The 20,300-nt window shown below is 42.1% G+C and carries 29 protein-coding genes; 6 read left to right on the forward strand and 23 right to left on the reverse strand.

Translation table 11 applies throughout. From position 1 onward, the window contains the following. Positions 1–369: 369 nt before the first annotated feature. The 10 genes from G3569_RS08890 to G3569_RS08935 all read right to left on the reverse strand — a co-directional run bounded on the left by G3569_RS08890 (position 370) and on the right by G3569_RS08935 (position 7,370). The gene (locus G3569_RS08890; RefSeq protein ID WP_276611335.1) at positions 370–1,944 is read right to left on the reverse strand and encodes a M56 family metallopeptidase; all 1,575 of its coding nucleotides are present in this window, start codon (positions 1,942–1,944) and stop codon (positions 370–372) included. After that, positions 1,941–2,312 (reverse strand): BlaI/MecI/CopY family transcriptional regulator, encoded by a 372-nt coding sequence (locus tag G3569_RS08895; protein WP_165268236.1) that lies wholly within the window; start codon positions 2,310–2,312, stop codon positions 1,941–1,943. The genes G3569_RS08890 and G3569_RS08895 overlap by 4 nt, the downstream gene beginning before the upstream one ends. Positions 2,313–2,603: 291 nt before the next feature. Next, positions 2,604–3,308 carry a CPBP family intramembrane glutamic endopeptidase gene (locus tag G3569_RS08900; protein ID WP_165268238.1) on the reverse strand — a complete coding sequence of 235 codons (705 nt, stop codon included), beginning with the start codon at positions 3,306–3,308 and terminating at the stop codon, positions 2,604–2,606. Positions 3,309–3,412: 104 nt separating this feature from the next. Next, on the reverse strand, positions 3,413–3,730 hold the full coding sequence (locus G3569_RS08905; protein ID WP_165268240.1) for an HAD family hydrolase: 318 nt from the start codon (positions 3,728–3,730) through the stop codon (positions 3,413–3,415). Beyond that, the gene (locus G3569_RS08910) at positions 3,706–3,885 is read right to left on the reverse strand and encodes a hypothetical protein (RefSeq protein WP_165268242.1); all 180 of its coding nucleotides are present in this window, start codon (positions 3,883–3,885) and stop codon (positions 3,706–3,708) included. Before G3569_RS08910 ends, G3569_RS08905 begins: the two co-directional genes overlap by 25 nt. A 45-nt stretch (positions 3,886–3,930) precedes the next feature. Then, on the reverse strand, positions 3,931–4,128 hold the full coding sequence (locus tag G3569_RS08915) for a hypothetical protein (protein WP_165268244.1): 198 nt from the start codon (positions 4,126–4,128) through the stop codon (positions 3,931–3,933). Between the two features lie 356 nt (positions 4,129–4,484). After that, on the reverse strand, positions 4,485–4,955 hold the full coding sequence (locus tag G3569_RS08920; RefSeq protein ID WP_165268246.1) for a YybH family protein: 471 nt from the start codon (positions 4,953–4,955) through the stop codon (positions 4,485–4,487). A gap of 295 nt (positions 4,956–5,250) precedes the next feature. After that, a complete protein-coding gene (locus G3569_RS08925) occupies positions 5,251–6,315 on the reverse strand; it encodes an NHL repeat-containing protein (protein WP_165268248.1) in 1,065 nt (354 codons plus the stop codon). Between the two features lie 414 nt (positions 6,316–6,729). Next, on the reverse strand, positions 6,730–7,131 hold the full coding sequence (locus G3569_RS08930; protein WP_165268250.1) for a type II toxin-antitoxin system VapC family toxin: 402 nt from the start codon (positions 7,129–7,131) through the stop codon (positions 6,730–6,732). Next, positions 7,128–7,370 carry a FitA-like ribbon-helix-helix domain-containing protein gene (locus G3569_RS08935; RefSeq protein WP_165268252.1) on the reverse strand — a complete coding sequence of 81 codons (243 nt, stop codon included), beginning with the start codon at positions 7,368–7,370 and terminating at the stop codon, positions 7,128–7,130. The genes G3569_RS08930 and G3569_RS08935 overlap by 4 nt, the downstream gene beginning before the upstream one ends. A 253-nt stretch (positions 7,371–7,623) precedes the next feature. Between G3569_RS08935 and G3569_RS08940 the strand changes: the two genes are divergently transcribed. Next, on the forward strand, positions 7,624–8,550 hold the full coding sequence (locus G3569_RS08940; RefSeq protein ID WP_165268254.1) for an IS110 family transposase: 927 nt from the start codon (positions 7,624–7,626) through the stop codon (positions 8,548–8,550). A 507-nt stretch (positions 8,551–9,057) separates the two neighbouring features. Here the strand turns inward: G3569_RS08940 and G3569_RS08945 are convergent. The 4 genes from G3569_RS08945 to G3569_RS08960 form a co-directional block, all read right to left on the reverse strand. Continuing rightward, positions 9,058–9,447, reverse strand: coding sequence for a type II toxin-antitoxin system death-on-curing family toxin (locus G3569_RS08945; RefSeq protein ID WP_165268256.1), 390 nt, complete (start codon positions 9,445–9,447; stop codon positions 9,058–9,060). Continuing rightward, on the reverse strand, positions 9,447–9,653 hold the full coding sequence (locus tag G3569_RS08950) for a MazE family transcriptional regulator (protein ID WP_095607765.1): 207 nt from the start codon (positions 9,651–9,653) through the stop codon (positions 9,447–9,449). The genes G3569_RS08945 and G3569_RS08950 overlap by 1 nt, the downstream gene beginning before the upstream one ends. Positions 9,654–10,130: 477 nt before the next feature. Continuing rightward, positions 10,131–10,769: a hypothetical protein gene (locus tag G3569_RS08955; RefSeq protein ID WP_165268258.1), complete on the reverse strand. Its 639-nt coding sequence runs from the start codon at positions 10,767–10,769 to the stop codon at positions 10,131–10,133. A gap of 13 nt (positions 10,770–10,782) precedes the next feature. Then, positions 10,783–11,001, reverse strand: coding sequence for a hypothetical protein (locus G3569_RS08960; protein WP_165268260.1), 219 nt, complete (start codon positions 10,999–11,001; stop codon positions 10,783–10,785). Positions 11,002–11,244: 243 nt separating this feature from the next. Here G3569_RS08960 and G3569_RS08965 point away from each other — a divergent pair, with 243 nt between their 5' ends. The 3 genes from G3569_RS08965 to G3569_RS08970 all read left to right on the forward strand — a co-directional run bounded on the left by G3569_RS08965 (position 11,245) and on the right by G3569_RS08970 (position 12,381). Continuing rightward, on the forward strand, positions 11,245–11,697 hold the full coding sequence (locus G3569_RS08965; RefSeq protein WP_165268262.1) for an IS110 family transposase: 453 nt from the start codon (positions 11,245–11,247) through the stop codon (positions 11,695–11,697). Between the two features lie 96 nt (positions 11,698–11,793). Further along, on the forward strand, positions 11,794–11,922 hold the full coding sequence (locus G3569_RS18755) for a hypothetical protein (RefSeq protein WP_276611336.1): 129 nt from the start codon (positions 11,794–11,796) through the stop codon (positions 11,920–11,922). Between the two features lie 6 nt (positions 11,923–11,928). Beyond that, positions 11,929–12,381, forward strand: a complete 453-nt coding sequence (locus tag G3569_RS08970) for a transposase (RefSeq protein ID WP_165268264.1) — start codon at positions 11,929–11,931, stop codon at positions 12,379–12,381. A 219-nt stretch (positions 12,382–12,600) separates the two neighbouring features. Here the strand turns inward: G3569_RS08970 and G3569_RS08975 are convergent, their stop codons facing one another. From G3569_RS08975 to G3569_RS09000, 6 genes are all read right to left on the reverse strand, one after another. Beyond that, a complete protein-coding gene (locus tag G3569_RS08975; protein WP_165268266.1) occupies positions 12,601–13,398 on the reverse strand; it encodes a hypothetical protein in 798 nt (265 codons plus the stop codon). Between the two features lie 301 nt (positions 13,399–13,699). Beyond that, entirely contained in the window at positions 13,700–14,290 is a 591-nt protein-coding gene (locus tag G3569_RS18575; RefSeq protein WP_165268268.1) for an acyltransferase, read from the reverse strand. Between the two features lie 20 nt (positions 14,291–14,310). Next, entirely contained in the window at positions 14,311–14,748 is a 438-nt protein-coding gene (locus tag G3569_RS08985) for a four helix bundle protein (protein WP_165268270.1), read from the reverse strand. Positions 14,749–14,845: 97 nt separating this feature from the next. Further along, complete coding sequence (pcaF, locus tag G3569_RS08990; protein ID WP_165268272.1) at positions 14,846–16,051, reverse strand: 3-oxoadipyl-CoA thiolase; 1,206 nt, start codon at positions 16,049–16,051, stop codon at positions 14,846–14,848. Positions 16,052–16,097: 46 nt separating this feature from the next. After that, entirely contained in the window at positions 16,098–16,526 is a 429-nt protein-coding gene (gene paaI / locus G3569_RS08995; RefSeq protein WP_165268274.1) for a hydroxyphenylacetyl-CoA thioesterase PaaI, read from the reverse strand. A gap of 79 nt (positions 16,527–16,605) precedes the next feature. Beyond that, positions 16,606–17,772: a 3-hydroxyacyl-CoA dehydrogenase NAD-binding domain-containing protein gene (locus G3569_RS09000; protein ID WP_165268276.1), complete on the reverse strand. Its 1,167-nt coding sequence runs from the start codon at positions 17,770–17,772 to the stop codon at positions 16,606–16,608. Between the two features lie 154 nt (positions 17,773–17,926). On the opposite strand from G3569_RS09000, the gene G3569_RS09005 reads away from it, so the two are divergent. Together G3569_RS09005 and G3569_RS09010 are read left to right on the forward strand one after the other, a co-directional pair. Continuing rightward, complete coding sequence (locus tag G3569_RS09005) at positions 17,927–18,166, forward strand: FitA-like ribbon-helix-helix domain-containing protein (protein ID WP_165268278.1); 240 nt, start codon at positions 17,927–17,929, stop codon at positions 18,164–18,166. After that, positions 18,163–18,579 (forward strand): type II toxin-antitoxin system VapC family toxin, encoded by a 417-nt coding sequence (locus tag G3569_RS09010; protein ID WP_165268280.1) that lies wholly within the window; start codon positions 18,163–18,165, stop codon positions 18,577–18,579. Before G3569_RS09005 ends, G3569_RS09010 begins: the two co-directional genes overlap by 4 nt. Before the next feature lies 1 nt (position 18,580). On the opposite strand, the gene G3569_RS09015 is transcribed toward G3569_RS09010, so the two are convergent. From G3569_RS09015 to paaD, 3 genes are read right to left on the reverse strand one after another with little or no spacing between them, the layout of a single operon-like run. Further along, entirely contained in the window at positions 18,581–19,366 is a 786-nt protein-coding gene (locus G3569_RS09015; protein ID WP_165268282.1) for an enoyl-CoA hydratase-related protein, read from the reverse strand. Between the two features lie 20 nt (positions 19,367–19,386). Continuing rightward, entirely contained in the window at positions 19,387–19,773 is a 387-nt protein-coding gene (locus G3569_RS09020; RefSeq protein ID WP_165268284.1) for a hypothetical protein, read from the reverse strand. Positions 19,774–19,785: 12 nt separating this feature from the next. Beyond that, entirely contained in the window at positions 19,786–20,298 is a 513-nt protein-coding gene (paaD, locus tag G3569_RS09025) for a 1,2-phenylacetyl-CoA epoxidase subunit PaaD (protein ID WP_165268286.1), read from the reverse strand. Between the last annotated feature and the right edge of the window lie 2 nt (positions 20,299–20,300).

Consider the following 20,300-nt stretch of genomic DNA (forward strand, 5'->3'; position numbering starts at 1 on the left):
TTGCATGATCAACGAAACCGATTGCGGACTTGCCCCATAGAGCAAAAATACCGCTCACATAGGATTTGCCGGAGGAATACGATGCTCTAAGGTAGGAAGCACTCGCTAATCTTGTTTGACGGAGAGGGCGAAACATTTTTTTGAAAGGGGATATTAGCCATTTTTATTCTGGTGAATTCAAGTGAATCTTTAAGTGGTAACCCATATTTATTGTTTAGAAAGATGGTGGCATTTGGAATGGGCTCAGCAGTTTTCAAAGAAACAACGTATCCACTGATACTAATTTGCCCGTTACCTGAACTAGTTACGAAAAGTAAAACAGCTCCGACTAATAGTAACTTTTTCATCTGCTCATGAATAATAAAAGATTTAACTTCTTGAAGGATCTGTTATACTGATTCTCTTTGGATACAAATTTTTTATTTTATTTCTCTTTTCACTTCCTTCTTCAAGGGCTTTATAAGGTTTGTCGAACAATTCCATTGAAGCTTGATTTCTTAATTCATCATAAACACCCAAGATTTTATCAATGGCACTGATATAAGTGTCATGAGGTGTTCTTTTCACAGTCTTTATTGCGATGATGGCTTTTTCCGGATTTTCAGATAAACCGGCAGCTTCTCCATTATTTGTTATAAATTTTTTCACCAATTTACTTAAAGAAGAAAGGGAAGTAACATCTTGATTTACTATAACTTCTGCTTCCTCATTAATCTGTAGGTCTAGAATATTTCGACTCTTTAGTTTAGACCTCCAAACCTCCTTAGCCTCGGCATCATTCGGTTCAACCGTGGTATAATTAATTTTTAGTGTACCATTTTCACGGAGAATTTCTTGTACATCAGTAACAAGTCCCATCGTAGTATTCTTGTGCACTTTAAGGTCAATAATGGTGCGTTTAGGATCTATAATCAAGTCAGAAAAAGCGGCCTCAAATTTAGAAGAGGAAACAGTTTTGCCATTGAGTTTTATGGTTTCAGAATCTACTAATTCTAAGCTTATACTGTCAGTTAGATTATCATCTTCTATATTTGCCGGTTCACAACCAAATGTGATACCAAGAATAAGAAAGAAGGGAACTATCAATGCTATTTTGAAGGAAGAACGGGCTCTCGAACTTTGAAGGGTCATCATTTTGAATCTTTTTTTTGTGATGTTAAAATTTAATCCGGTACTAAGATAGTGAGCTGATTTACCAGCCCGCATTTTCAGTAATAACGTCTGATAATCAACGATATCTGCACCGTTGGATAAGACTTTATCGTCTGCGATATATTCATGATTTACTTGGATTACAGTTTTATAAAAGTACAGCACAGGGTTAAACCATAAGATGGTTTTCAGGATCTCTATTATCAGGACATCAAATGAATGATTTTGCTCAGCATGGATTAGTTCATGAACCATCACCTCCTCGCTGATCTCGTGATTTTTGTACTGCTCTTGATTTACGAATATGGTCTTCCAAAAGGTATGGGGAACGACTTCTTCACCTACCAAAACCACTTTATGACCTTTAAAAGAGATGGCAGGATTCTTCATTGACTTACGTTGCATGCGATACAATTGTCGAATCATCCGAAAAGACAAGAGCAGTGTCACAATACCGTAACAATAAAGAAGGAATGGAGTAAGCCACTCAAAGTATGATGTATGGCTTACAGAACTGTTTCTTGTTGAATTAGCATGAAACTGGGAAGCAGTCTCAGAATTGGGACTCTCAATCACCTCTGAAAGTATTTGAGGCACTTCAGTATTTCCGCTGAAGGTTAATAAAGAGTCGGATATTCCGAAGGGCATAAATGGAACGATCAATGAAAAGAGCAGGCCGCCAAGCAGATACCAGCGATTAGTCTGATATGTTTTTTCTCTTGCTAGAACAAAATGATAAAATAGGAGTACGAATCCCATACATATCGTTGAGTATATCAGGTAAGAAATCATTGGTCTCTTTTTTTGAGTTCGTTGTTAATGATCTCCTGAAGCTCTTCAAGTTCCTCATCTGATAGGTCAGTTTCCTTCGTAAAGAAAGAAGCAAAAGTCGAAGCGGAGTCATTGAAATAGTTTTTAATGAGGCTATTTATGTGCTTCGAAAAGTAGTCTGACTTTTTTACCAACGGATAGTACCTGCGTGAACGACCCATCTGCTCATAATCGATATAGCCTTTCCCTTTCATTCTTTTCAGCAAGGTTGCGACCGTACTACTGGCTGGTTTTGGTTCGGGATATTGTTCAAGCAGCTCACTTAAGAATGCTTCCTCAAGCTCCCAGATATATTGCATCAACTGTTGTTCTGATTTCGATAACTTCATATGTTATTCTACATTGTTAGAACTGTTACTACAAATGTAGAATAAAAATAGGGAGGAATGCAAATACATTTTTTTCAGTAATATTGTGGTAGCAGGATGTTATTAAAAGGGAGACAAGGACCGGTAATCTGATTCCGATAACCGATTGCTCAACTTGCCCCGCAGAGTGGGGGACAGGTTTGGAATAAGGATTTATTGGACGAATAAGATGCTAGGGTGGGTCAGGACTGGCTGTCCTACGGGAGCTGCTTGCCATTTCCCTGTTTGAAGGTGGTGACCATTCGTTTATTCTTACTTCGGCGCTGTTAGTAATGCCTTTTGTTCCTTTACAAAATATCTTACATAAATTAAGACTAATATCGGGACGATTACCAGACCGGCGGTAAAGTTCAATAGAGAAGCCCACTCTGTTAATTCATTTCCACCTTCAGAGATTAGGACTAATTCTCCTAAAGGACCTTTTGAAAATATGGTGTTGTGAATAAAATTCCATCCTAAATGAAGTCCGAAAGGAAGCATGATAGATTTAGTTTTCGAAAATGCCCAGGCCCAGGCATATCCCATCAGCTCGGTTCCAATAAATATTATAATCATGGCTATCAGGTTTCCTAATACCCCGTAAGAGAACCAATGATAAACTCCGAATGCAACAGCTGAAATAAAAATACTCTTTCTCGGACCAATTTTTTGGATGAGGATATAGAGTATAGCGCCACGAAAAATCAACTCTTCTGTTAATACAGATCTGAGATCCCACCAAAAGGATTTTAAAATAATTCCACCAGTAATACTTTCGTTCAAGACCCAGGTAGATGATGTTAGATATGCTTCTAAGGATTGAATAAGTACACAGAGGATTCCTGTAATCATAAATCCGATTAAGAACTGTTTCGACCTTTCAACAATTGGCAATAATCCTAAAGCCAGGATACTTTCACTTTCGATTACATAAAGAAGTAACCATGAGAGGGCAATTGCTACTATTAATCCGAGCATTATATAGGTTTTTAAAATTATGCCTAACGGCATGGTATTTAGCGGTGAGACTGGTTAGTAAAATGTAGGTTCCAAACTGCGATCGAGTCCAGTTGAAACGCTTGTTAGGCTTTTTTTAAGTAGAGCAAATCAGGTATTATTACATCGACAAACTCATGTTGATGGTTTTGCTTAAAAGCTTCTTCATTGATCCAGATAGTTTTGAGTCCCAACTCTGAAGCACCTTGCATATCGTAAGTCAGGCTATCCCCAATAAAAGCAATCTTGTCAATATCTTTTACTCTTAAATTTGATAATGCTTCCTGATAAATTTTAGAAGATGGTTTAATGAACGAATAATCACTTGAGAAAACCAAGACTTCAAAGAGGTCTTTGATGCCAGATCGTTTTAGCTCTTCTATCCAGATTTTTTTGGTGCCCAAATGTTGGTTACTAATCCCATTGCGAAGTTTTCAGCAAGAGTGGTAAGGTATTCGGCATATTGTTCAGGAATATTGCCTAATTCATGTATTGCAAAAGCTTCGATAAGTAGATGTAGGTTCTCTTCAGTTAGCCCTGTCTCTTCTTCAGAGAACATTATTAACCCTTCTTTTAAGGATGGAAAGTTCTCAAAATAATTAGGTTATTTATAAAGTTTTCCCATCCCATTGTAACAATCCCGAATAATATTATTTACAGAATTTCTGCTTAACTTTTTCCCTCCGAGTTTGCGATAGGTGTTATAAAAATCTTGGTTGTCGTCAAAATTGTCTTCCCCAAACATGAACGTACTATTCATATCTAGAAGAATTCCGTCAATAGTAGAAAGTGTATCAGTCATTTAAAAAAAGCCTAACGACCTGGCCCATAAGGTGCCCAAGGATTGATTATTATTGATTTATTAAATAACGAACGGTAGGCTAAAAAGTCAGCAAATCAGCGCCGTGCCCGTCGAAACTATACCTACGTTAAAGCTTGGCCAGATTTACTCTAGTCTAGGAGGGAGGTGTGCTCCTTTGACTGCTATTTGGGTTTTAGTAATACTACCGGCGGGAGGGCCAATAGGGGCGTTAAGCTCCAGGCCTTATAGGTGGGCCAGCCGGCAGGTATGTTAAAATATCAGAGACGTTTTTGTACATATTAGCTCGGTCGGGTAATCTAATAAATGCGTTGGTTATACTGCCGACCCCAATGTTTCTATTGTTTAGTACTGCTTTTTTGGGGTTTGATACTGCTAATTATATCCCGATGAATTTTCCACTCATCATTTTTCTTCTTCCAGATGGTGGAATAATCCCCGTGGTCTATTACTGTTTCGCTTTCCACAGATATTAATTTATAAGTACCTATTTCGTATGCCATGTCTCCAAAAGTTTGTACTTCAGTGGTTGATGGTTTTACGCCGATTCCTTCTTCAATCATTTTTTCATGCGCTTCTTCTATCCCTTTACGCCCGGTAATAGGAGGTTGCCCGGGAAATTTAAGTAGGGCGTCTTCAGTAAAATGCTGAGCCAATTTTTTAGCATTACCATTCGCCATGGCACTACCCATTTGCTCAAAATTTTGCTGGATTGCCTTAGTAACTTCTTGATTTACGGATTGACCAAAGCCTAAGTTCGTAATACCAAATAAAAAGACAAATACGGCGATGAAATATTTAATATTCATGATAAATTGATTGCATTAATGTTTAGTGGGAAGTAATTTTTATAAATAGTTATAGACTATCGGCAGTATAACAACGACATATGAACATATGCTGTATACGAAAGATTGTTGATTTATTAAATAATAAACGGAGAGCTAAAAAGCCAGAAATCCAGGGCCGTGCCCACCGATAAAGGTTTGAACCAAGGATTTACTGGACGAATATGATGTTAAGGTCGGTGAGGACTAGCCTGCCTCGCTTCCGTTCTACGGGGCTGCTTTGATGTTTCCCTTTTTACAGGGGGTAGGGTTATCTTCAAAAGTCTATATTATACTCAAATAGATATTTTTCATTTTCAATTTTATGAATTACAAAAAGGTATTGGTCATCTGCGGCTATGTGCCCCGTTTTATTAGGCAATTCTACGGTGAATAGATATTTTCCATTATTACGGTTATAAATATCTATCTTACTCTGGTTAGATTTACTATTACTACCTCCATGAATTATGAGCCATTTATTTTTATAAATAGTTGATCCAACAGCATTAAAATATGCATGCTCTAAGTATCTGCTTATTTTTTGATTTGCCCCTTCCATTTTAGCATAGTTTGCTTCGCTTGGGTAGTTATCAATTGACTTTACAGAAAAGATTAAATTTCCTTCTGGGTCCCATTTTTTAAAAATATGTTCAGAGTAACCTGCGTAGTAAACATTATCTTGGTCATCGACAAGCATATGTCCTTCAGCTTTTAGCGAACTATAATTTTCTTTGGAAACTTTCCCAAAACCTGAAACAGGATTACCGTCAGAATTTATAACCTGTATCAGATTTCTCTCCCCATCTACAAAAAAGAAGTTTGATAAAATAACCATGTTATTATTTGAATTAAGTCGAATTCTTCTGGGATGTAAATTTTTATAGCGAAATTCATCACGAAAACTACCATCTGTATTCCAGATCTGTATTTTTTGCATATTAATGCTGGAAATAACTACCGTTTCAGATGCCACATCAAATGATCCAAGTCTCGTAAGTTCTCGAGGCCCACGGCCTTCCGATATTGAAATGCTTGCTTTTTGATTAAGGGTGTGTTTATCAATAGCATATATTTTTTGCTGTGCTTGGTCTTCGATATATAGATTATCTCCATTGATCTTGAGACTTGATGTATCGAGAATATCATAGCGCTCAGATAATAATAAACTGTCGTTAACAGTCAGTATACCTTTGTTTGAACGTTTTTCAACTTCTTGAGGAAGGCTCTGCCAAAAGCTTTGGTAATTTTGTCCATTCTTAATTTCCGTATCCTCTTCACAACCCAACAATAATAGGGTTGGGGGGAATATTAGGAGTATATAAATTAAAGCTCTATGCATAATATTAAAGTTTACTCTTGAAGAGAAACCTAACGATTGGCGTATAACCGGCAGGCGCCGGCATATCGATTTTATTTTAAACGAAAGGTTAACTAATAAATGAAAGGGAGGCAAGGAAAAGGCGAGACTTGTCCACGTTAATGAAGGAGACTGGAAGCGGGATATCTGGGATAGTAGTTCCGCTGGAAATACAGCTTCTGCCCATTGGCAGAAGATAAGTTTCGACAGCTGTTGGAATGTGGATGCCGGCAGGCAGTCCGAGCGTGCTCACTGAAACCGGTTGCCAGCCATAGGTTTGAACCAAAGATTTACTGGACGAATATGATGCTAAGGTAGGTGAGGACTAGCCTGCCCCGTTCTACGGGGTCTGCTTGAGATTTCCCTTTTTGAAAGGGTTATACCGCTTTTGTTAGATTATTTAGCAAATTCCTGTGGACTAATAGCAATGTTGGGAAATTCACTTACAATTTTTTTATCAAATGTGACCAGTTGAACATCCAAATCATCAGCTAATGCCACAAATTCACAATTGTATGCCGAACAGGGTGAATCCGAAACAAGACTCATAACTTGTGTTGAGTTTACTTCGAATTCATTGGCATTCATTAATTGTTCGGCTTCTTCTGTAGCCTGCAAGACAACCGACAAATCTAAAATTTCCTTCCGTAAATATATCGATAGGACATTCCTGAATTCGGACCGCCAGAGAAGAGGGGCAATCCAATTATCATCTTTCTTAAGCATCTTGTAAACCCACTCGTCCATATCATTTGGTACCCACATGCTTGCAATTACATTGGTATCGACAACAATCATGGACGCCCTTGGTCAATTGCTTGTTGAATTTCATCCATAGAAAGGGTGCCTTTTGCTTTCTGTTTAAGTCTTTTAGCACGAGTAATTACTTGATCAGGATCTCGTCGGTTGCTTTGGACTAATTTCTTCAAATAAACGATCACTTCACTGTTAATGCTCCGATGATGTAGGTCTGCCTGTTTCTTTATTTTGGCATAGACTTCGTCGGGTATATCCCGGATTGTGATATTTGTTGGCATAGCACTTGAATTTAATTTGGTTTCAAATTAAAACTAATCAGAAGGGGTGATTATTACAAGAAAAGCGGTATAACAACCTCGCGCATAAGCTGCACGCGAAGAAATGTTGATTTATTAAATAACGAAAGGGTAACTAAAATACAGAAAGAGAGTAAGAAAGAGCCAGGCCTGTCCGGTATTATGCATTAGAAAGAGGACACCTGTAGATTGGGTAGAAACCACATTTAGTACCAACCCAACAGGAGGTCCTCTTATGAACAGAACTACACATTACGCAGGAATGGATATTCATGCAAGCAATACCGTCATACAGGCCATTGACCCAACTGGGGAGCAAGTGCAACAGCGGGAGGTGCCCACACGAGCAGATAAACTGATCAACTGGGCCCGCAACTACCCACATGACCAACTGCACGTAATCCTTGAACAGGGAACCCATGCACGCTGGGTGGCAAGTGCTCTGGCCCAGTGGGTCGACCGACTGGTCATCTGTGATCCGGCTGAGAATGCCTTGGTTCACAGGGGGGGAAACAAAAATGACCGAACCGATGCCCATAAACTGGCTCGACTGCTTCGACTGGGCGAATACAAGTCCGTTTGGTGGCAACCTTTGGAAGCCCGCCACGTCTTCAAGTCTCGCATGAAGATGTATCTGCGCCAGCGCCGGGCCAAGGCTGCGGCCATTCAACGGCTGACCCACTACCTTCGGCATATAGGGGTACGGATTCCTACCGGCAGCAGCCGGTTTAGTTTCCGCAGGGGCAAGAGGTGGGTCGGTCAAATTAGCTCCGGTGAGCATCGGAGGCTGGCCCAACAGAAGCTGGCGTTTATCACCTACCATCACGAGCAGTCGTTGGAAATCTTTCGAGGCATCCGCGAGCAAGGCAAAACCTACTGGGAAATTGCCGAATTTGCCAAGATTCCTGGTATAGGTCCGGTAGGCTCTCATCTGTTTTCGGCCTTGTTGGAAGATCCCCACCGATTTTGCAAGCGCAGCCAGGTCTATAAGTTTTGCCAGTTGGCCGTTGTGAGTCGCAGTTCCGCCGGACAGCCGGTGAGTCGCAAACGCTTGGATAAAAAGGGATATGGGGAGCTCAAAGCCATGAGTTATCGGGCTTGGCTGAGTGCTGCTAATACAAAGAATGATAACGAAGTTAAGCGATTTTGGAAGGATAGCTGACGCCGGGCCAGCAGTGAACGCAAAGCCCGACTTAACACGCAACGTAAAATTATTAACGTCATGTGGAGCCTATGGAAGAACGGACGGATCTATGATCCGGACAAATTTTAATATCTAAATAACCGCTTTTGACAGCAATCCCATCCCAGCGATGGGTCAGGCCCGGGCAGGCTCTTATTAACGCGTAATCCAGCAGTCCGCTGCTGAGGTTCTCGTCCGGTTATTCCGACTGCTGTCGGAACACCGTTTGAATACTAAGCCAGATAAGACATTAGACGTTTCCACGCAAAGGAAAACAGTCTCAGATAAGCGCCTGGACAAGATTCATGTCCTCTTAAAAAGCAATCTCGTACATCGGGGATGGAGAAATGGAAGTCAAAAGTAGTACGAAATTATCCAATAGTAGGTGTCCTAGCAACCGCTCAAATAGGACTAAAGGAGAAGTATGGAGTGAGTTGACTTTCTAATGCATAAACGCGTTAATGCGCTGGTTAGCCGTATTTTCTATTATTCTATAGCATTCTCTTTTAGATGTTCGGCAACTTCCTCTTTGGAAATATCTTTTGATAAAAAGTCTAAGACTAAGTCAGCAAGTTCCAGATCATAAGATTCCTCTATTTCATATCCATTGAGATACAAAAAGGTCAGGGCAGAAGCCAAAGCTGTTCGTTTATTTCCATCGACGAATGGATGTCGGATCGTTAAACATATGATATAACTGGCTGCCATTTCAAATAGGTCATTCAGATATTCCCCGTCAAAGCTAGCCTTGGGAGCATCCGCGCAAGCTTCAACATCTTGTTCTTCTCGAAGACCTGGATCACCGCCTGCTTTTTGAATCTCTTGATTATGGATGAATAAAATGTCTTCCGTAGTTAGAAAGGAAGGTTCTTTCATTATTCACCCAGTTTATCTAACGATTTTCGATGCTTTTTGCTGACTTCTTGATAAGCAGACTTTGCATCAACTTTTTTAATCAAAAGTCCTTCATCTTGTGGGATGATTTCGACTTGGTCGTCATCTTCCACTTTCAAAAGCTTTAGCAGGGCTTTTTCGAGCAAGACACCACGACTGTTACCTATTTTTTGCAGTTTCTTAATCATAATCTTGTTGTTTTATGTTCTTACGATGTTATTAACATAAGGATACAAAATAAAAAGCAAAAAAGTATATCAGAAGGGAAGATTAATACGGCTAACGACATTGCGCATAAGGGGCGTGCAAAATAGCGCTGAATTTATTTTAAAATGTACTATGAAAACTGACAAAATAGAAACTGGCAGTCAATGGCGAGGCACGTCCCCTTAATGCGCGGGTTAGGTTGCCTGTGTAAAGATAACTCTGTGGCTATTTATTTTTCATCTGGTTTTTAATTGATATGACTAAATCATCAGAATTTAAAAACCAAGGAATTAAACTTAGGCCAAATAGAAATAGCTTAGTTTTAAATTCTAGATCATTAAAGCACTGATCGGGCACTGCAAATATGTAACAGAAAAATTCGACAAACCCAATAGCTGATAACAAATATGCTACTAATAAAGATAGGTAAATGTATAATTTTATTTTGCTCATAACTTCTATTCTGAAATACAATTTGTGAACTCATATACTGCTATAGCAACACCGACATAACCCAAGTACCTTTTACCTACTGTTTTGACGATTTTAACAGCAGTCTTGGCTGTCATTAATTCTGCTGTCCCTGAAATTATGGTTTTCACAGATTGAACACCTAATGCAGCACTTGCACAAGAAACAACTTTATCACCATCAACGTTAGATATAGTTTTATTTTTAAGCGAATTATTGTTCTTCTTGAGTTCATTATGAATTAAAGAAACTAAGCCAAGAAGCATTGTTTGTTTTTTATTAAGGTCTGAGATCCCATTTTTAAATCTTTTCTTATCAGAATTTTCTTTTAAACTGTTTTTAAATTCTTTCCCTTCATTTATCAATGGTTGGAGAACTTTTTCTAACTCTGAGTTTTTTCTTTTCTCGACCTTCGAAGTGTTTTGATGAATTTTTTTTAGGTCTCCATATGAAGTTACATTGTTAAGATTATCAACAACTAAGTTTAGATCTTCAATCGAATTTAATTTTACGTCTTTATTATCTATATCTGGTGCATTTGCGATGTCATTTGTACAAGAAATGAATAAAATTGCAAGCATGAGGGAGATGAATAGACTTGATGAAATATTTTTAGAAGTATTCATAAGTAGAGATTATTTAAGAATTATTGTTATTGATAGAATTAACTAAATTTTTAATTACCCTAGACTCACCGAACCACATAATTATTCCCAATGCGAACCCCAACCAAATAAAGGCATCACCTAATACTTTATTGGGTGAAGATATCATTGAAATTAGTTTGAATATTCCAATGCCTGCAAATGCAAAAGGAATAAATAGAGTAGCATAAATTTTCCAAGTTAAATTTTTCATAATGAAATTTTTGTTTTTTGTAATCCTAAAAAGATTAGGACATTCATGCAACCTAACGACATTGCGCATAAGGGGCGTGCAAAATGTCGCTGAATTTGTTTTAAAATGTACTACGGAAACTGACAAAGTTGAAGCCAGCACCAAACGGCGAGGCACGTCCCACTTAATGCGCGGGATCTTTCCAAAAAGGAAGTCCTCACTTAGATTAGAGATAATCAATCGTAACTAACTAAGGAGGACCCCATGATTCACGTAGGAATCGATCTTCATACAACTAATATGATGAATGTAGCTTTAAATGACAACGGGGAAGTTGTCCAGAAGGCCAAGCTGCCGACGTCCCGGCGATCCCTTGAGGATTTTTTCGGTACATTTGATGATCCAGTGAAAGCCGTCGTCGAATGTACCAGCAACTGGTATTGGCTGTCGGACTGGTGTCGGTCCAATGGCGTGGACCTGACGCTGGCCCACGCGAAGATGGTCAAGGCGATCAGCTATGCCAAGGTCAAAACCGACACGGTTGATGCGAAGACTCTGGCCGAGCTACTACAGGCCGACCTTATTCCGGAGGCCTACCAGGTACAACCCGACCGACGAGAGCTGCGGGAGCTGACCCGCGGTCCCGACAGCTGTCGGGATGATCCAGTGGCGGGGCAAGCTGCAGTCGGCGCTGTGGGGCCAGGCGATCAAGTATAACGTGCAGATCACAGGCAGCCAGTGGCGACAGCTGGATAACCTACAAGCCTGGCTCCATCCACAATTGCCCAAGGCGGCGGTCTGCAGGCCGAGCTGATGATCGCCCAACTCAGTCAGCTGCAATTGCATATCCATCGGGTAGAAGAAATTGAGAAACAAGTCCCCTTTGAGGCTGCCGTCGAGTGCCTGATGGCCGTCCCCGGACTGGGCAAGGTAGGGGCATGAACCATTATGGCCGAGATTGGCGATATTACCCGATTCCCGAGTGCCAAGCAGTTTGTCAGCTACTGTCGGCTGGTACCGGGTAGTAAAAACAGTGGAGGGAACAGGAGGCATAAATCAGGCAATAAAGACGGGAATAAGTACCTGCGAGCAGCTTTCGGGCAAGCAGCCGTCTCTGCATATACCCATTACAAGGTCGTGAAGAAATTTTATCGAAAAATTAAACGCCGCAGCGGTCGCTCGGTAGCCCGAGCCGTTGTAGGCAAAGAGCTGGCCAAAGGCGTTTGGTATATGTTGACACGAGATGAAGAATACAAAGGATTTAAGGGGCATCCCGACAGTTGTCGGGACTCCTTAAACCTGCTGGCCCCAACCGATAAGCCCGAACGCCTAAGAGGGACATCGAGCCCGTGCGCCCCGGTTGGGACATCGGTTGGCTGGCCGGTTAAAGATCTGGGATAGTGGCTCCGCTGGAGCTACAGTCTCTGTCCATTGACGGAAGATAAGTTCCGACAGCTGTCGGAATGTGGACGCCAGCAGGCAGTCCGAGCGTGATCACCGAAACCGGTTGCCAGCTAAAGGTTTGAACCAAGGATTTATTGGAGTAATACGATGCTAAGGTAGGTGAGTCCGCCAGCCGACGGATTGAGATTTTCCTTTTTGAAGGGGTTAGTGGTTCTGTCAAATTGTTTTACATCTTATTTTATCTCTTGGTATTTCGTGATCAATTGCATCAAGCAAGAATTTAAAAGATTTCACGATTTCAAACTCATCATCTACAGAATTTGTCATTCTTAGTAACCAAAAAAACTCTTCAACCTTAGAGCTAATATTTATTGGTTCGTTTCCATTGTAGGTTGAATTTCTTTTTAGCTGGATTTTAAAAACCTTCTTATCTTGATCAAATCTTGTATAAATACCATCATCAGTAAATGAATGGTGCTCTTCATCATCAATCAACTTATTTTCATCAGTCAAGATCATATGACTTTCAATAATCCAGATCTTACCTCGAACTGATCTTATAAAAAGGTCTGCTATTTCGACAGCTTCTTTAACTTCATCAAACTGAGGTTTCACATAATCGTGTTCTATTTTATTTCGAATATTTCTGACCTTCGATATCAAATAGCTTGGTGCAAAATTTAAGGCTTGAATTAATTTTAGAGGTATTGGGGTATTAGGCTCAAAGCTGAATTTTGAAAGAAAAGTATCTCGAGCTTTCTTATTATTATTTCTTAAATAAAAAATTGAATGAACTTCGTCCACCTGGCAATCTATTGCTCTTTTTGAATTGGAAAGAACATTTATTAGACCTCGCAAATTACCTACCTCTAAATCTTCTTTTGCAAATCTCAGGTAATCTTTTGGCAAAAGATCAAAATCTGTTTTTTGATAGCCATCACCTCCATCGTGTATAATAACAGCCTTAGTTAAATCTAGTTTAAGAATTTTTAAAAAATCTTTGAGCGAGTTCACAATTGATATGATTTAAGAACCACTAACCTATAATTATGTCAACTAGGTATTTGTATAATAATATTATCATTCAGAGCTATAATGTGCCCAAATCCTTTTAAAAGCCAAAAAATAATATTATACGGGAATGTTATGTCAATTAAATGCAGCATAACATGTTGACATAATATGACAACCGCAGAGGACGACCTAGAGGGGTAAAGTTCCAGACCATCAGGCGATTGATCTCACAGAAATAGGGGGCAATACCATTTACCAAATAACCAATTAACTAATAACAAATAACCATTACCCAACCAAATCACTTCCGCTTGCCCCAGGTCTCATATTTAGCCGACTGGCTGGGACGGTCTTTGGGCTCCTCGCGCAGGGGTTCACACTCCTTGAGGGAATCATGGAGCTGTCCCGGCAGTTTTTGGTAGAGCTTGGTGCCTTGGGTCTTCCATTTGATCATCTCATCACTTACATCTTTGACGATTTTAGCGGGATTCCCCACCACCAACTTCCGTTTGGGAATCTCCATACCTTCTTTTAGAAATGACATGGCGCCTACAATACACTCAGGGCCCAGCTCTACGCGATCCATCACCACCGCATTCATCCCCACCAGGCAGTTGCGGCCAATATGTCCCCCGTGAATTATAGCTCCGTGACCGATATGCGCACTCTCTTCGAGCACCACCGTCACGCCCGGAAACATATGGATGGTGCAGTTCTCCTGTACGTTGCAGCCGTCTTTGATCACAATCTTGCCCCAGTCGCCGCGGATGGCGGCCCCCGGCGCGATATACACATCCTTGCCGATCACCACGTTGCCCGTGACCGCGGCCTGCGGGTGCACGTAGGCACTTTCATCAACCACCGGTTTGTATCCGTCAAATTCGTAAATCACAGCTTGTTATTAGTTAATGGTTATTGGTTATTAGGCTCCGAACCATATTCAATAGAAGGTTCCTTGGTAATATGATTTTGCTTGGCCTTCTTCAAATAAGCAATGTATCCATTTAATAATTTGATACAAGTTGTTATTTGGGTACTGATTTTTTCTGTTTCATTAGGGGACAAATATTTTTCGTCAATACTACAGCTTATGTGGTCCAAAAGTTCATATAATGATCCTCTGGCTTGTCGGCAGAACTGAATATTTTCCTGGTAGTGGAACCTGCCATACCCTTCCGCAATATTAGCAGTTACTGATCTTGATGCGCGTAATAGTTGATCTTTGAGTCGGTACTTTTCTTCATCCGGCAACTTGTTCGCGAGGATAGAGGTTTCTTTTCTAACCTCACGACAATCTTGCCAAACTTTGAGATCCTTAAATGATTGTATCTCTTTTTGGGATGAATCCATGTTTACCTATCAACGAATAACAACTAACAAATAACCATTAACCAATAACTAATAACCAATAACAATTAACTATTAACTATTAACTACCAACAAATAACTAAGCTTTTTCCAGGATGACAGCCATGCCTTGGCCTACGCCTACGCAGAGTGTACAGAGCGCATAGCGTTGATCCTGCTCGTGCAGCTCAATAGCTGCCGTTTGCAGCAGTCGTGCCCCTGACATACCCAGCGGATGTCCCAGTGCAATAGCACCGCCGTGTGGATTTACCCGTGGATCATCATCGGCAATACCCAGCTCACGCAGCACCGCCAGGCTCTGGGCCGCAAAGGCCTCATTCAGTTCAATAACACCCATATCGTTAAGCGACAGGTCGGTGCGGCCGAGCACCTTCTTGGTAGCATCTACCGGACCCATCCCCATAATACGGGGTTCAACACCCACTACGGCCGAAGCCACAATGCGTGCCATCGGTTCCAGGTCGAAATCCTTAATGGCCGAATCGCCGGCAATCAGCATAGCACAGGACCCGTCATTGATACCGCTGGCATTACCGGGCGTTACCGAGCCGCCATCACGGAACACCGCAGGCAGCTTGCTAAGGACTTCCACCGTAGTGTCCGGACGAATAAACTCATCATTCTCGAAAATTTTGGGATCACTTTTTCTTTGGGGGATCTCCACCGGCATAATCTCTTTGGCCAGTCGTCCGCTTTCGGTAGCCTGGGCCGCTTTCTGTTGTGATCGGGCCGAAAATTTGTCTTGGTCTTCGCGACTCACGCCAAACTTCTCCACAATATTTTCTGCTGTCTGGCCCATCGCTTCACTGCCGTACTCTTCATCCATCTTGGGATTCACAAAGCGCCAGCCAAAGGTGGTATCATGCATCTCGTTAGTACCGGAGTAGGGTGCTGATCCTTTGCCCAGCACCATCGGTCCGCGAGTCATATGCTCCATCCCGCCCGTAATAAAGAGGTCGCCTTCACCTACCTTAATAGACTTATAGGCCATCACTGCACTGCTCATGCCCGAGGCACAGAGGCGGTTTACGGTTTCGCCGGGTACCGAGGTGGGCAGTCCTGCCAGCAGAGAAGCCATTCGTGCTACATTGCGATTATCTTCGCCCGCCTGGTTAGCGCATCCCAAAACAACATCTTCAATGCGTTCGGGATCAATATCAGGATTACGGTTCATAAGCTCCTTGATCGGCAGTGCAGCCAGATCGTCGGCACGGATGGGGGAGAGCGATCCGCGGTATTTGCCGATTGGAGTTCGAATGGCGTCAATAATATAAGCTTCAGACATAAGCTAGTAGAAAGTTTTAAGTGTTAAGTAAAAAGTTTGTTTAGTTTTAATCCTGCTCAAAATGTTGGTCTTGGGTTCGGAAGACCGTGCCGCGAAACAGGGCTACTTTGTCATCATCCTGGTTTTGGATGTTAATATTGTATACTGCGATACGTCGTCCCAGGCTTAGCTCTTCGGTGGTCGCTGTCAGTTGATCGCCGGCCATTACTTTCTTGGTAAACGAAATATTATTTTCCAGGGCCAGCGCCACGCGTCCATAGCTGTTGGAGGCAAAGGCGAGGGCACTGTCGGCCAGCGAAAAGGCGATGCCGCCGTGAGAGACATTAAAGCCGTTTACCATCTCGGGACGAACCTTCATTTCTAACTGGGCATAGCCCGGCTCAATATCGACTACCTCAATACCCAGCCACTGACTGAAAGCATCATCAGCCATCATCTTCTCAACAACTTTTACCGCAAGTTTCTGTTTATTCATTGTGCAAGATTCAAGTTACAGGATTCAGGATGCTACATCACGCATCACGTATTACGTATCACGCATTACTTGTCACGAATCAATGAAACGTCTCGTTATTTCGAACCTTCCGCTTCAGCAGTGGATTGGGTCGGTAGCGGTCTTCGCCGTACTCTTCCTGTAATTTCTCCATACGCTTCAGCACGGTGTCTAGTCCCAGCTCATCAGCCCACTTCAGCAATCCTTTGGGATAGTTCACGCCTTTGGTCATCGCTAAATCAACATCTTCAATGGTGGCTACATTCATAAACACCGCATCGGCGGCCTCATTTATTAACATAGCTACAATGCGATCTACAATCTGTTGTCCCAAGGCTTCATCCTTGGTGGGTTCGGGATTGTCAGCTTCATCCCCATACTCATAAAAACCTTTGCCCGATTTCTTGCCCAGCCAGCCGGCCTCTACCAAGCGCTTCTGTGTAAATGAGGGCTTGAAACGGGGATCGTAGAAAAACTCTTTAAACACGGTTTCAGTCACCTTGTAGTTTACATCGTGACCAATGAAATCCATCAGTTCAAAAGGTCCCATGCGGAAGCCGCCAATCTCTTTCATTGCCCAGTCTATCGTAGGCACGTCGGCCACGCCTTCTTCGAGCTGTCGGATCGCCTCGCTGTAAAAGGGACGGGCAACACGGTTTACGATAAAGCCGGGGGTATCTTTGGCCAATACCGTGGTTTTGCCCCAGCTGTTGATAAGGGCGCGGGCACTTTCAGTGGTATCGTCCGTTGTGGGGATACCGGGGACGATCTCAACCAGTGGCATAATAGGCGCCGGGTTAAAGAAGTGAATCCCCAGAAAACGTTTGGGCTTTTTAAGTGCTGATGAGATAGAGGCGATAGACAGGGAAGAGGTGTTGGTGGCCAGGATACAGTCGCGCGGGACAATCCCTTCCAGCCGTTGAAAGACATCCTGCTTAATATCCAGGTCTTCAACAACCGCTTCAATGACGCATGAACACTCATCAAAATTGGTGAGGTCTTCCACGAAGTGGATGCGATCCATAATATCGTTAACCTCTTTCTGGCTCATCCGCTCTTTTTCGACCTGTCGCTGCAGGATTTTACGGAGAGCGTGTTTGGCGTTACCCAGCTGATCGGGGTAGGCATCATACAGGTACACCTTGTGTTTGTTAGTTGATGCAATTTGGGCAATGCCTTGTCCCATAGTGCCGGCCCCTACAACGCCGATAGTTGTGTCTTGATCCATGTTATTCTATTTCAAATTCCTGATTACTTAAATTCGTTTTGAAAATAACGATTTCACAATTAAAACCAACTCTTTGGGTGCTTTGCCCTCGGGTTGCATTTTATTTAAAAAAGTGATAGCATGATGATAGTATAGAAATAAAAGGAGAGGTGTTATGTCTAAAGATGTACTCGTAAGAAATATTGATGAAGAAGTACTGGAAAAGCTGAAGAAAAAGGCTGCGGCCAATAATCGATCGCTGCAAGAAGAGCTTAAAACTTTGCTGGAGGCCCATGCCGGTCCTGATTTCGAAGAGGTTCGTCGAATGGCCCGGGAATCCATCGAAAAGTATAAAGCCGAAGGCAAAAAGTTTTCTGATAGCACGGATGATATCAGGGAGGACCGGGAACGGTGAGTAACTATGTAATTGATGCCTCTGTGGCCCTTAAATGGTTTATTTGGGAAGAAGGAACAGAAGAAGCTCATCAGTTGCTTGATCAATTGAATTTCTTTTGGGTGCCTGATCTTTTTTTAACGGAGATTGATGCCATCCTGACAAAAAAGGTAAGACGAGGTGAACTGGAGGTATCTGATGCTTTTCAAAAGCGAAAAGTATTTCGTCAGCTGCCTTACAAAATTATTCCCTTTGAAGAGATCTCAGAATTTGCTTTTCATCTGTCAACAGCATTTCCGGTTACCTTTTTTGATGCCACCTACCTTGCCGTAGCTGTTGATTACGAGGCCATTTTCTATACAGCTGATAAAAGGTTGGTGAAAGGAATGGTAGATTCTCCTTTCGAAGAAAATATCGGAGGGCTTAATTATTGACCTACTTTCCTTTAAATTCCGGCTTCCGCTTTTCTAAAAACGATTGTACCCCTTCGTGGTAGTCGTGGGTGTTGCCGGCTTCGGTTTGCAGGTCGGCTTCCAGCTCCAGGTGTTCGTCAAGGTTGTTGCTGAGTGATTGGTTGATGGCCCGCTTGTAGAGGCCAAATCCTTTGGTTGGCATTTTCGCCAGTTTTTGGGTGATGGAATTAGCTTCTGCAATGAGAAACCCATCTTCCACTGCTTTATAGATAAGGCCGATTTCTTCGGCCTTTTCTGCCGATACCTTTTCATCGAGCAGGTACATTGCATTGGCACGCTGCAGTCCTACCAGGCGGGGCAAGAAAAAGGTGCCGCCGCTGTCGGGAATTAATCCAATTTTACTGAATGATTGTACAAAAACAGCCTCTTCGGAAGCCAGTACGATATCACAGGCCAGGGCCAGGTTAGCACCTGCACCCGCTGCCGTTCCATTTACGGCACAGACTACCGGCTTCTCGAGATGACGAATGGCTTTGATAACGGGATTATAGCTTTTGCGAACGGTTTCGCCCAGTTCATAGTCATCCCCTTTATCTACGACTTCGGGTAGGTCCTGCCCGGCAGAAAAAGCGTTACCCTTGCCTGTTAACAGCACACATCGGACATCATCATTAGTCTTTGCATCGGCCAGCGCCTCTTGCAGCTGCTTGGCCATGGGCTCGATGAAACTGTTGAGCTTGTCTGGCCGGTTAAGAGTAATTGTTAGTATGCCATTGTCAACAGAAGATGTAACTAACTTTTCGCTCATTTATCAGAATTGTTTAGTAATTAATTATCGTTATCCAGATTGTATTGCCTATACCGATCTAGAAAAAGTTGATATTCGGTAGCTGTTTCAGGATAGCGTACCGTTGGCCCGGGATATTTCCAGGCGTTATCCAGAGAATAGATTGAGTGATCCTCCATGTCTCCACGAACTAAGTCTGCTCCTAATTTTAACAGAAGCTTTGTTGTTTTACTAAATTGGGTAACATTTGATTTGGACGAAGAGTAAGCAGGATCATTTATATTCAGGGGTAACAATGAGGGATTCAGTAGTTCTTGAATAGAAATGCTAGTGGTATCTTTTTTAGTTTGCACTCCTTTTCTGACAGGTTGCGCAATACTGGAAAGTCCATATAATAGCAAGATGACGAAAAAAATAAATTGTCGCATCGCTTGACCTCCTTAAATACATTTGAAGTGTTCAAAAGGCTCATTGCAATCTCGGCAATAGTACTGTGCTTTGCAAGCTGTAGACCCAAACTCACTTTGAATTTCCGTATTTTCAGAATCACAATATGGGCAGGGCACATGATCCCCCGAACTCTCAAGAGATTTTAGAAAATTATCCACTTTTTCGGTTTTGCCCGGTGGTGCAATGCCATACTCTTTGAGGCGCTTTTTGGCATCTTCCGTCATCCAGTCGGTGGTCCAGGTTTCCGAGAAATCCGTTTTGATCTCGAAATTGTCGATGCCGTTGAGCCGCAGTTTTTTCTCAATCTCCTTTTCAATGGCCTGCATGGCAGGGCAGCCCGAATAGGTGGGGGTGATGCGGATGACAAACGTGCCATCCTTGTATTCCACATCACGGGCGATCCCCAAATCTACAATGGTCAATACCGGGATCTCCGGGTCGGTAACCTCGGATATCAGCTCCCAGATATCTTCTTTGTTATATGTAGATTTTGTGGCTGTCATAA

The organism is Fodinibius halophilus (assembly GCF_011059105.1).
Lineage (GTDB): Bacteria > Bacteroidota > Rhodothermia > Balneolales > Balneolaceae > Fodinibius > Fodinibius halophilus.

Coding starts and splice junctions, on each gene's coding strand:
- G3569_RS08890 (WP_276611335.1), bottom strand. CDS start 1,944: ATGATTTCTTACCTGATATACTCAACGATATGTATGGGATTCGTACTC.
- G3569_RS08895 (WP_165268236.1), bottom strand. CDS start 2,312: ATGAAGTTATCGAAATCAGAACAACAGTTGATGCAATATATCTGGGAG.
- G3569_RS08900 (WP_165268238.1), bottom strand. CDS start 3,308: ATGCTCGGATTAATAGTAGCAATTGCCCTCTCATGGTTACTTCTTTAT.
- G3569_RS08910 (WP_165268242.1), bottom strand. CDS start 3,885: ATGTTCTCTGAAGAAGAGACAGGGCTAACTGAAGAGAACCTACATCTA.
- G3569_RS08915 (WP_165268244.1), bottom strand. CDS start 4,128: ATGACTGATACACTTTCTACTATTGACGGAATTCTTCTAGATATGAAT.
- G3569_RS08920 (WP_165268246.1), bottom strand. CDS start 4,955: ATGAATATTAAATATTTCATCGCCGTATTTGTCTTTTTATTTGGTATT.
- G3569_RS08925 (WP_165268248.1), bottom strand. CDS start 6,315: ATGCATAGAGCTTTAATTTATATACTCCTAATATTCCCCCCAACCCTA.
- G3569_RS08930 (WP_165268250.1), bottom strand. CDS start 7,131: ATGATTGTTGTCGATACCAATGTAATTGCAAGCATGTGGGTACCAAAT.
- G3569_RS08935 (WP_165268252.1), bottom strand. CDS start 7,370: ATGCCAACAAATATCACAATCCGGGATATACCCGACGAAGTCTATGCC.
- G3569_RS08940 (WP_165268254.1), top strand. CDS start 7,624: ATGAACAGAACTACACATTACGCAGGAATGGATATTCATGCAAGCAAT.
- G3569_RS08945 (WP_165268256.1), bottom strand. CDS start 9,447: ATGAAAGAACCTTCCTTTCTAACTACGGAAGACATTTTATTCATCCAT.
- G3569_RS08950 (WP_095607765.1), bottom strand. CDS start 9,653: ATGATTAAGAAACTGCAAAAAATAGGTAACAGTCGTGGTGTCTTGCTC.
- G3569_RS08955 (WP_165268258.1), bottom strand. CDS start 10,769: ATGAATACTTCTAAAAATATTTCATCAAGTCTATTCATCTCCCTCATG.
- G3569_RS08960 (WP_165268260.1), bottom strand. CDS start 11,001: ATGAAAAATTTAACTTGGAAAATTTATGCTACTCTATTTATTCCTTTT.
- G3569_RS08965 (WP_165268262.1), top strand. CDS start 11,245: ATGATTCACGTAGGAATCGATCTTCATACAACTAATATGATGAATGTA.
- G3569_RS18755 (WP_276611336.1), top strand. CDS start 11,794: ATGATCGCCCAACTCAGTCAGCTGCAATTGCATATCCATCGGGTAGAA.
- G3569_RS08970 (WP_165268264.1), top strand. CDS start 11,929: ATGGCCGAGATTGGCGATATTACCCGATTCCCGAGTGCCAAGCAGTTT.
- G3569_RS08985 (WP_165268270.1), bottom strand. CDS start 14,748: ATGGATTCATCCCAAAAAGAGATACAATCATTTAAGGATCTCAAAGTT.
- pcaF (WP_165268272.1), bottom strand. CDS start 16,051: ATGTCTGAAGCTTATATTATTGACGCCATTCGAACTCCAATCGGCAAA.
- paaI (WP_165268274.1), bottom strand. CDS start 16,526: ATGAATAAACAGAAACTTGCGGTAAAAGTTGTTGAGAAGATGATGGCT.
- G3569_RS09000 (WP_165268276.1), bottom strand. CDS start 17,772: ATGGATCAAGACACAACTATCGGCGTTGTAGGGGCCGGCACTATGGGA.
- G3569_RS09005 (WP_165268278.1), top strand. CDS start 17,927: ATGTCTAAAGATGTACTCGTAAGAAATATTGATGAAGAAGTACTGGAA.
- G3569_RS09015 (WP_165268282.1), bottom strand. CDS start 19,366: ATGAGCGAAAAGTTAGTTACATCTTCTGTTGACAATGGCATACTAACA.
- G3569_RS09020 (WP_165268284.1), bottom strand. CDS start 19,773: ATGCGACAATTTATTTTTTTCGTCATCTTGCTATTATATGGACTTTCC.
- paaD (WP_165268286.1), bottom strand. CDS start 20,298: ATGACAGCCACAAAATCTACATATAACAAAGAAGATATCTGGGAGCTG.